This is a genomic window from Algoriphagus sp. (assembly GCF_024642405.1).
Taxonomy (GTDB): domain Bacteria; phylum Bacteroidota; class Bacteroidia; order Cytophagales; family Cyclobacteriaceae; genus Algoriphagus.
The window spans coordinates 1-10,426 of the sequence record NZ_JAHEBC010000127.1 but is presented as its reverse complement, the minus strand read 5'-3'; the positions used below and the strand labels follow the sequence as shown (position 1 = coordinate 10,426).

Below are 10,426 nucleotides of genomic sequence, written 5' to 3'. Positions count from 1 at the left end.
TGCAGTTCAGAATTTTATCGATTTATCCAATAAAGGATTTTATGACGGGCTGACTTTTCACCGTGTCATTCCAAATTTTGTAATTCAAGGTGGATGTCCAGTTGGAAATGGTTCTGGTGGACCGGGCTACAAAATAAAGTGCGAATTAGACGGGGAAAATCAGTATCATGACAGAGGTGTACTATCTATGGCTCATGCTGGAAGAAATACTGGTGGTTCTCAGTTCTTTATTTGTCATAGCAGGGATAATACGGCACACTTGGATAGAAACCACACCTGTTTTGGAAAAGTAGTAGAGGGACTTGAAGTGATTGACGCCATCAGAGCTGGTGATAAGATAGAAAACATCGTAGTAAGCGAATAATATTCAAGGCCTTCCAAAAATTTGGAAGGCTTTTTTGATAACACATTTTTTAAGTTTTTTAAGAATTGGAATAGTTATTGGACAATGCGGAGTTCCACTAATGAATTCTTTTAATGAGCAATAAGCTTTTTCTATTATTCCTTTCGTTTCTACTTTCAATTTCAATCAACTCTCTTTTTGCACAGCGATATGGTAATGCTGTTGGGGTTAGGTTGGGAAATAACAATCTCAGCCGGCAATTTGGAATTACTTTTCAACAAAGAATTTTAGACCGAACCAGTTTAGAGGGGATACTTCAAACCGATTTCGCAAGAAATACAAACTTAAGTCTTCTACTAGAAAAACATAAACCTATTATTTCAAAGAGGTTTAATTACTATCTAGGAGCTGGCGTCTCTTTTGGAAACGAAGAAAGTTTCATGAAAAATGAAGTAGATAAAGAAATCATCCAAACCTATGGTAATTCCACTATGGGAATTGAAGCAATCGGTGGTTTGGAATTTACTATTGCCAATACAGTACTCTCAGTTGATTATAAACCTAACTTCAACCTTTCCGGAAGAGAAGAATTTTATAGAGGGCAAGTTGGGTTTTCCGCTAGAACTATTTTAACAAAAAGTAAAGAGCAAAAAAAGAAACAACGACAACGTCAAAAGGCTAAGAAAAGAAATGAAACAGAGCCTTTTGGTGAAAAAGTGAAATCTATTTTTTCAAAGAAATAAAGTGGTTTAATCCTCCAAAGACTGTAGAAATACTTTTTCATGAATCTCTGAGTTTTTTACAATAGATCTATACCATTTCAATTTAAGTTCAAACTTTTCCTTGGAAGACAAATGAAATTCAGGGATTCTCTCTTTATCTACGTTTTGGATTAAATGGTGCAAAAACAATGAAGCAGCCACTGATATATTGAAACTTTCTGTAAAACCCAACATTGGGATATGAACCAATCCATCTGCATTTCTTATAGCTTCACTACTAACTCCTTCATGTTCATTCCCAAAAACAAGAGCGATTTTTTCATTTGGATTAAGGTTTTCAATGGGGATTGAGTTTGAATCTGGACTGGTAGCGAAGACTTTATAGCCTTTACTTCTAAGATTAGAAAAGCAGACTTTTAGTCCTGAACCATCTGCATTGTTGTATTTATAAAGGTCAACCCATTGGGATGCTCCTCGAGTAACAAATGGGTTGATCTTATACTCTTTACTCTTTTCTACGACATGAACGTCTTGAATTCCAAAACAATCACATGTCCTAAGAACTGCACTGGCATTATGAGGTTTAAAAATATCTTCCAATACAACAGTAAAAAACCGGGTTCTCCGTTCAAGTACTTTTTCAATTACAGATTTCTTGTGATCTGTAATATACTTACCCAAATATTCAATTAATCTCTGTTCAATATTTATAGATGAATTTTTACCCATTCAAATTTTATCAGAACAGGCCTAATTGTTCTTCATCATCCTTTTTAACAGAAAGGTTAATCGTTTTCCCAACTTCTATTTGATCCTCCTCATCAGACTCTAAATCCTCTTCAGTTTTTTGTTCGGAATTAGTCTTTTTAGTCTCAACAAGCCTGATTTCTTTGACTGTATGTGAACTCAACTTATTTCCAATTGCTTTCCAACCCTTTACATCAATCAACATATCCAGGTCATATTCCATTACTTCTTCCTCTTTTCCTTTCACAAAAACTACCGAAGCCTGAGGCTGCTTGTCTGTAGAGACCACCTTTAAATAAGACTGTTTATGGTCCGTAATAAAATTGAATTTCTTATTGAGTGTAGTGGTCTCTATTTGAAATCTCTTTACATAATATGTCTTAGAACCACCATCATAATATATTGCAGAAATAACTTTATCCTGATCAAATTTTTCTATTAAAATTACATTAGATGGATCATATCTGTTGGTTAATTCAAAAGAGGTAAGTTCGTAATCTCCAGTTTTATAACATACTAAGACTTTATCGTCTCCTAAAAAATTTCCAATTAAGTTTCCTCTTTCGTCAGTATTTAATCTTCCTACAATCGGGTCATAATAAATATCCAATCCACCCAAAGTAGAAACACCTTCCATTTTCAGTTGAATTTTTCTCACAGGATATTTAGTAAGAATATTTCCCCCTGCTCCCCTTCCTTTTATTTCAATGGTGGAAAAATCAAAATCGAAGACTTTAACTCTTGCCTTAGCACCTTGAGTTAAATAGACAGTTACAATTTCTGCTTCACCATTAGGATTAGCTGTCAAATACAATGCTTTTGATCCCTTCGTACCTTTTGTTAAATCGTACTCCTTGTCTCTGGTCACTGCCAATACCTGAAACCTTTTTACCATTGCTCTTCCGGAGGCACCCTCTAGATAGATAAGATTATAAACCATACGCTCATCCCCTTTCCTAAAGACAGCAATATGAAGGATATCTTTACCCATGAAGTTTTTATCCTGGACCTTAGAAACCATGCACTTACCGTCTTTTCGAATTACAATAATGTCGTCTAAGTCCGAGCAATCGCAAACAAACTCATCTTTTTTCAAGCCAGAGCCAACGAAACCATCAGCTCGATTAACATATAGCTTTGCATTGTTTGCCGCCACGACAGTGGCTTCAATCGTATCAAATGTTCTTATTTCTGTCTTCCGTTCTCTTCCTTTACCATATTTGGTCAAAAGATTTTCATAATACTTAATGGCATAATCAGTCAAATGACGAAGATTATAATTGACTTCCTTCAATTCATCTTGAAGTTTTTTCATCAACTCATCCGCCTTAAAAGCATCAAACTTGGAAATTCTTTTGATTCTAATTTCGGTCAATTTTAGAAGATCCTCTTGAACAATTTCCCGATAAAAATCAGGTTTGTAAGGATCCAACCCTTTATCGATAGCTTCTAAAACTGCTTCCCAAGTCGTACATTCCTCAATGTCCCTATAAATTCTATTTTCAATAAAAATCTTTTCAAGAGAGGAAAAAAGTAATTTTTCCATCAGCTCAGCTTTTCTAATTTCTAATTCTCTTTTAAGAAGAGCTTTAGTCTGCTTGGTATTGTATGCCAGAATTTCGTTTACATTCAGGAAAACTGGTTTATCTTCTATAATCACACAAGCATTTGGCGAGATAGAAACTTCACAATCCGTGAATGCGTAAAGGGCGTCAATTGTTACATCAGGAGATACACCAGGTGCCAATTGGATTGCAATCTCAACATCCTTTGCGGTGTTATCCACCACTTTTTTAATCTTAATTTTACCTTTATCATTGGCTTTTAAGATCGAATCAATCAAAGAATCGGTAGTCGTTCCGTAAGGTATCTCCTTGATTAATATTGTTTTACTATCCTCTTCTTCAATTTTTGCTCTAACCTTTACTTTTCCACCTCTTTGTCCACCATTATATTCAGAAAAATCAGCCAAACCTCCTGTAATAAAATCCGGAAGTACGTTTGTCGAATTGCCTTTTAGAATTTCTATAGATCCTGCAATCAGTTCACAAAAATTATGGGGAAGTATTTTTGTAGAAAGACCAACTGCAATTCCTTCTACTCCTTGGGCTAATAGCAAAGGGAATTTTACAGGGAGTGTTACTGGTTCTCTTTTTCTACCATCATAGGATAATTGCCATTCCGTGGTTTGAGGATTAAAAACGACCTCTAGAGCAAATTTGGAAAGTCTGGCTTCTATGTAACGGGCAGCAGCAGCTCTATCTCCAGTCCTTACATCACCCCAATTACCTTGAGTTTCTATTAACAGCTCCTTTTGTCCGATATTGACAATAGCATCTCCAATTGAAGCGTCACCATGAGGGTGATATTGCATGGACTGTCCGATGATATTGGCAACTTTATTAAACCTACCATCATCCATTTCCTTCATTGCATGAAGTATTCTACGCTGAACAGGCTTAAGACCGTCTTCAATAGCAGGAACTGCACGCTCGAGAATTACATAAGAAGCATAATCCAAAAACCATTCCTTGTACATTCCTGTCACTGGGACGGAATCATGAAGGCTTCCTTCTTTTGATAAATCGTTTTCTTCACTCATGAAATAACTCCAGTTTTAAAGCAAAACTCATAATGTCCTCAGACATTTAAATCATACTTTTTTTCTATTCAGAAAATAATAAATTAAAATTCAACAAATCGGGGATTTTAGGCTGCCTCCTCCTCTTTCACATCCTCAGCTTTTGGATCATCCAAAGCCAAATCCTTCTCTATTTTCAAATTGTCAATAATAAATGTTTGACGGGTCGGCGTATTCTTACCCATGTAGAAACTAAGCAAATCTGCAATTTTGGTTTCCTTGTTCAATATGATAGGTTCAAGTCTTATATCCTCTCCGATAAACGTCCCAAATTCCTCAGGAGAGATTTCTCCTAAACCTTTAAACCTCGTAATTTCCGGCTTTGAACCTAGCTTATGAATTGCTTTTTGTCTTTCCTCATCGGTATAGCAATAGATAGTCTCTTTCTTATTTCTTACTCTGAACAAGGGAGTATCAAGAATGAATAAGTGACCATTTTTTACTAGATCTGGAAAAAACTGCAGAAAATAAGTCATGATCAAAAGCCTGATGTGCATCCCATCGACATCAGCATCTGTTGCGATAACGATTTTTCTATATCGGAGATTTTCAATTCCATCTTCAATGTTCAGTGCATGCTGAAGCAGATTGAATTCCTCATTTTCATAAACCACTTTTTTGGTCATTCCGTAACAGTTAAGGGGTTTACCTCGAAGAGAAAAAACAGCCTGGGTTTGAACATCTCTTGATTTGGTAATTGAGCCAGAAGCGGAATCTCCTTCAGTAAGAAAGAGCATGGTATTATTTTTTAGATCCTCATTAGCTTTAGGATCATCATAATGAACCCGACAGTCACGAAGTTTTTTATTGTGAAGATTGGCTTTTTTAGCTCGTTCATTTGCAAGCTTTTTAATGCCTGAAATTTCTTTTCTTTCTCTCTCTGATTGAAGAATTCTTTTTAATAGCGCATCGGCAACAGCCGGATTTTTATGTAAATAATTATCAAGTTCAGTTTTAATGAAATCATTTACGAAAGTTCTTAAAGTTGGGCCTTCAGGACCAACAGACTGGGAACCCAACTTGGTTTTAGTCTGTGATTCAAAAACAGGTTCAAGCACCCTCACTGCTATTGCAGCAACCACACTTTGCCTGATGTCAGAAGCGTCATAATCTTTCTTAAAAAACTCTCTAATAGTTTTTACTATTGCCTCTCTGAATGCTGCTAAATGAGTTCCCCCTTGCGTGGTGTATTGACCATTAACAAATGAATAATATTCCTCACCATATTGCCCAGTATGGGTTATGGCAACTTCTATATCATTCCCTTTGAGATGAATAATCGGGTATCTGAGACTTTCTTCATCTACCTTATTCGAGAGAAGATCATATAATCCTCTATCTGAGAAAAACTTTTTCCCATTGAAATTAATAGTTAAGCCAGCATTTAAGTAGGCATAATTCCAGATTTGGTTTTCAAGATATTCAGGGATGAAATGATAGTTTTTGAATATACTTGCGTCCGGTGAAAAAATAACTTTGGTCCCGTTTCTGTCAGATGTTTTAGAAATAGGAGCATCATTAGTCAAAATGCCCCTCTCAAACTCAGCTACTTTGGTTTCTCCATCCCGATATGCCTGAACTTTAAAGAAGTCAGATAAAGCATTAACAGCTTTGGTACCGACACCATTCAATCCCACAGATTTTTGAAAGGCACCAGAATCATATTTACCTCCAGTATTTATTTTTGAAACACAGTCAATTACTTTCCCTAAAGGAATCCCCCTTCCATAATCTCTCACTTCAACTTTATGCTCTGAAATTTTAACCTCGATTGTTCTTCCATAGCCCATCATATGCTCATCTATTGAGTTATCGAGAACTTCTTTTACTAAAACATAAATCCCATCATCCTGAGCACTTCCGTCTCCTAATTTACCGATATACATACCGGGTCTCAGTCGAATGTGCTCTCTCCAATCAAGGGATTTAATACTGTCTTCTGTATATTTAACTGGTTCTGCCATAATTAAATTTGTGATAAAACCGATTATGATTTATTCTGTACTTGTTTGAATTTACCCACCATAATCGCAAATAACCCGATAACCCAAACAACAAATAAGAAGGGGATAATATAGAAAAGGAAATCAAACTGCTGCGGTGCTGCATCATCCTGGTTATTTACAGCGTGGGTATAAAATATCAATAGGGCTAAGCTAACATTCAATATTCCTCCAAAAGAATAAAACCATCCTAGGTAATAATCCCTAAACTTATCTCCTACTGGAAATAAGCGGACTAATCCACGATGATTTTTAGTTTCCAGTAATTTTGGAGGAAGTAAAATAATTGCATTAAAGAGTACGAATACTGCAATCATTCCGTAGAAGAACATTCCTCTACTGATTTCTTCAATCATATTTCCTTCCTGACCTTGGCTAAAGCTAATTTGATCAGGCATAGCCGAATAGAAATACAGGAGATAGAAAATAAAGAAAAGGATACTTAGGAAATAAAAGGCCTTGCCAAAGCGATAGTACATATTTTGAATAATTGAATGTGCTAATATAAAGGATTTGATGAAACAGAATTGACCTATTACGTGTTCCTTTTATGTTTATATTTGACAACTACAGTCTCAATTACTCTCAAATAAATGAACCTCAGTCCAGTAGTCATCGCTATTCCTATGTATTTCATTTTGATGGCGCTAGAAATGTTAGTGCTTCGATTTCAAAAACATCCTGGTTATAGACTAAATGATGCTATAACTAATATCAACTGCGGAGTCATGTCTCAAGTGACTGGCGTATTTTTCAAAATACTTTCCATTGGAATCTATACCTTGATTTTTGAGAAATTCGGAGTTTTTGAAATTCCCAATAATATTTGGACTTTCCTTATCTTATTTTTCTTGTACGACCTTTGTTATTACTGGGCTCATCGAATGAGTCATGAAGTAAACCTCTTTTGGGGAGGCCATGTGGTCCACCATTCCAGTGAAGAATATAACCTATCTGTAGCGCTTCGCCAGAGCAGTACCCAGACATTTTGGACATTCTTTTTTTATTTCCCATTGGCAATTTTAGGTTTTGATCCTTTAATGTTGATTCTGGCATCAGGTATGAATTTATTATATCAGTTTTGGATCCATACCGAAGTGATTGGCAAAATGGGTTTTCTTGAATTATTCATGAATACACCTTCACATCATAGAGTTCACCATGGTAGAAACCCGAAATACATTGATAAAAATCATGGCGGAACCTTTATTATTTTCGATAAGTGGTTTGGAACTTTTCAAGAAGAAGAAGAGACTCCAACTTACGGAATTACCACACCTGTAAGAAGCTGGAATCCTTTTTGGGTTAATGTGGCTCATTATGCCACCATGAAAGAAGAAATAAAGCAAATCAAAAATTTGAAAGATAAAATCAAATACCTTTTTAATAAACCAGGGTGGCTTCCAGCTTATCTTGGAGGATATCGTGCTCCAAAAGAAATAGAATCTAATTTTCAGAAATTCGATACTGTAGTCCCTCCGTCAATCAATTGGTATATTTTTTCTCAGTACATTCTTCTGCTCGTTTTGACAGGATATTTTCTGTTCCAAGTAAGTTCGTTTTCTTGGGTGCCTAAAACTGGAATAAGCCTTTTAATTATATGGACTACTATTAGTTTTTCTGGTATTTTTGAAAAAAGAAGCTGGTATTTTCCTCAGGAATTTATTCGGGTAATCTGTTTCTCATTTTCAATTTTCTTTTTATTCGGAAGTAATATCCCTCAAGTATTACTGCTTTCTACTTTAGGAGTTTATACTTTTGCATCCTTCTTCTGGCTTTTTAAAAACCGGAAGCTTTCTTCTAAAATATCTTCAGCATCTCTCTGATTCATGGTGAAATCAATTAAATATTTACTAGTGCTTTCCTTATTCATACTAGCATCTTGTGGTGGAAAATTAGATGCGGGGAATATAAACCTTGAAAATTGGAAGTCAGACCGGTATGGCTGCAAAGGGTTAAGAATGGATGATCTTGAAGAATTGGAGAAAATCAAGAATACATTTTTAGGAGCAAATAACCAATCCATAATAAAGACATTCGGAAGACCTGATCGCGTTGAATTAGTGGATAAAAGCCAAAGTTTTTTCTTTTACTTTTTGGAGCCAAGTGCTAATTGTGATGGAATTAAATCAGAAAAAGAACCCCTTAGAGTTCTTTTTCGAATGAATGCAATTAGTAAGGTATCTGAAGTAACAATTACAACCCTGAACCCATAAAGCAAAGAGCTGCAGCCCCTAAGGTTCCGGCATTATTTTCCAATGTTGCTTTTTTGAGCTTCAAATCTTTCACATAATAATGAGTTAAATATTGTCTAATTGTATGATCCATAGACGGCATCATAAATTCAAGTCCCGCTGATATTCCTCCACCAAAATAAACCTCCGTTACATCTAGGATGCGGATAGTAGATACTATTGCTTCGCCTAAAATTGTACCTACTTCTTTAAAGACCATCAAAGAAACTTCATTTCCGGATTTAGCGGTATCAACAAGCAAATGAGTACCTAATTCTTTTCCTTCCAAACCAATTGCTTTTTCAGGATAAGCTGCAATCATTCTTTCAAAAATTTTTAAAATACCATTTCTACCTATAAGAGTTTCTAGTCTGGCTGTTCCTTTTGATAGCATATGCCCCATTTCCATCGCGTTTCCTCGCGAACCTTTAAACACTTCTCCATCCAGGACTAAAGCACTTCCTATTCCGGTTCCCATAGTCACAAAAAGAAAATTTGCACTGGGATTATCCTTGCCAAAATAAAACTCTCCTATTGCCGCTGCGGCTGCATCATTTTCAAGAAAAAATTCATAACCAGGATACTTTTTTTCCAGACCGCCTTTCAAATTAAAATCATTCAAACTAGAAATAGCAGGTATTTCTAAAGTGGTGTTTCGATCTTTTGAAATGAGTCCAGGTAGACCAATACCTACTTTTCTTACTTGTGGGTATTTCTCCAAATATTTCCCAATTCCTTTGATAAAACAAGGCCCAAAGCCTTCAGAATCGTCACGAAAAGGGGTGGTATCTTCTTTTTGAAAGTCAACAATTTCGCCTTGTCTATCTACAAGTCCGATTTTTAAATGAGTTCCTCCCACGTCCACTCCCAAAAAGTGTGTATCCTGATTTTGCATATTAATTATTCTAGGTTTGTCTCTCAAAAAAGCAAAAGAAATGAATTACTTCCTATAATCTTTGCCAATCTCGAGGAAAATTTTAAAAACCGCAGGGCAAACAAGCGTGTTTTTTAAACTTAAGTTTAAAATTCCTTGCATATTTTTTCTATTCGTATGAGGATATTCTCTACAAGCTTTAGGTCTTGAATCATATACTAAACATTTATTGTCTTCATTTAAGAATGGACAAGGAGATGACTTCAATACAAAATCTCCGTCTTCATCTCTAAACAAATATTCCTCAATAAACTGGCTGCTTTTCATTCTGAAAACCTTTGCTAGTCGATCTATATCTGTTTGAATAAAAATGGGACTCGTAGTTTTACAACAATTTGCACATTCCAGACAATCGATTTCTTCAAAAACAGCATTATGATACTCTTCAAATTTTTTATCTAGTTCCTTTGATTTCACTTTCCGAAGTCTCTCCTTCAATTTTTTATTAGAAACAAATTCGGAATTACTCTCCTCTTCAAAACTTTTCAAATCAATCTTCACAATATTATTTTATTTTAATAACTACAATTAATCAAAAAATTATTTTCATAAACATTACATTATCAGTATATTATATCAGTAATAAACCCAAATCTTTATGAAAACGCATCCTACCGAACTTTACTTTTATCATAGCTCCGAACAGGTTATCGACAAACAAACTTTAGCCTATGCGCATTCTGTCGCAAGGTTTATTAATCAAATTGACGTTGTAAAGGAAAGAATAACTACTACGCAATGGAATAGTATGTTATTGAAACTTAACCTCAGAGCAAAAGACCTTTTAAATAAAGCTCATCCA

Annotated in this window: 10 protein-coding genes and 1 pseudogene; 5 read left to right on the top strand and 6 right to left on the bottom strand. The window is 35.2% G+C overall.

Translation table 11 applies throughout. The annotated features are described in order from the left end of the window. Positions 1-364, top strand: a 364-nt coding sequence (locus Q0L68_RS11100; protein WP_296702933.1) for a peptidylprolyl isomerase, incomplete at its 5' end; no start/stop codon positions are given. Positions 365-477: 113 nt separating this feature from the next. After that, positions 478-1,086 (top strand): hypothetical protein, encoded by a 609-nt coding sequence (locus Q0L68_RS11095; RefSeq protein WP_296702932.1) that lies wholly within the window; start codon positions 478-480, stop codon positions 1,084-1,086. Between the two features lie 6 nt (positions 1,087-1,092). On the opposite strand, the gene Q0L68_RS11090 is transcribed toward Q0L68_RS11095, so the two are convergent. The 4 genes from Q0L68_RS11090 to Q0L68_RS11075 all read right to left on the bottom strand — a co-directional run bounded on the left by Q0L68_RS11090 (position 1,093) and on the right by Q0L68_RS11075 (position 6,935). Further along, positions 1,093-1,794, bottom strand: a complete 702-nt coding sequence (locus tag Q0L68_RS11090; protein ID WP_296702931.1) for an RNA methyltransferase — start codon at positions 1,792-1,794, stop codon at positions 1,093-1,095. 10 nt (positions 1,795-1,804) lie between these two features. Beyond that, complete coding sequence (locus Q0L68_RS11085; RefSeq protein ID WP_296702930.1) at positions 1,805-4,414, bottom strand: DNA gyrase/topoisomerase IV subunit A; 2,610 nt, start codon at positions 4,412-4,414, stop codon at positions 1,805-1,807. A 107-nt stretch (positions 4,415-4,521) separates the two neighbouring features. Beyond that, a complete protein-coding gene (locus tag Q0L68_RS11080) occupies positions 4,522-6,417 on the bottom strand; it encodes a DNA topoisomerase IV subunit B (protein WP_296702929.1) in 1,896 nt (631 codons plus the stop codon). A 23-nt stretch (positions 6,418-6,440) separates the two neighbouring features. Beyond that, on the bottom strand, positions 6,441-6,935 hold the full coding sequence (locus Q0L68_RS11075; RefSeq protein WP_296702927.1) for a DNA topoisomerase IV: 495 nt from the start codon (positions 6,933-6,935) through the stop codon (positions 6,441-6,443). Between the two features lie 114 nt (positions 6,936-7,049). Between Q0L68_RS11075 and Q0L68_RS11070 the strand changes: the two genes are divergently transcribed. Together Q0L68_RS11070 and Q0L68_RS11065 are read left to right on the top strand one after the other, a co-directional pair. Continuing rightward, complete coding sequence (locus Q0L68_RS11070; protein WP_296702926.1) at positions 7,050-8,282, top strand: sterol desaturase family protein; 1,233 nt, start codon at positions 7,050-7,052, stop codon at positions 8,280-8,282. Between the two features lie 3 nt (positions 8,283-8,285). Continuing rightward, on the top strand, positions 8,286-8,672 hold the full coding sequence (locus tag Q0L68_RS11065) for a hypothetical protein (protein WP_296702924.1): 387 nt from the start codon (positions 8,286-8,288) through the stop codon (positions 8,670-8,672). On the opposite strand, the gene Q0L68_RS11060 is transcribed toward Q0L68_RS11065, so the two are convergent. Both Q0L68_RS11060 and Q0L68_RS11055 read right to left on the bottom strand, forming a co-directional pair. Continuing rightward, entirely contained in the window at positions 8,653-9,585 is a 933-nt protein-coding gene (locus tag Q0L68_RS11060) for an ROK family protein (RefSeq protein WP_296702921.1), read from the bottom strand. The two genes, Q0L68_RS11065 and Q0L68_RS11060, sit on opposite strands and share 20 nt — an antisense overlap. Positions 9,586-9,630: 45 nt before the next feature. Further along, the gene (locus Q0L68_RS11055) at positions 9,631-10,119 is read right to left on the bottom strand and encodes a YkgJ family cysteine cluster protein (protein ID WP_296702934.1); all 489 of its coding nucleotides are present in this window, start codon (positions 10,117-10,119) and stop codon (positions 9,631-9,633) included. A 103-nt stretch (positions 10,120-10,222) separates the two neighbouring features. On the opposite strand from Q0L68_RS11055, the pseudogene Q0L68_RS11050 reads away from it, so the two are divergent. Then, a pseudogene (locus tag Q0L68_RS11050) lies at positions 10,223-10,426 on the top strand (glutaredoxin); the annotation flags it as partial.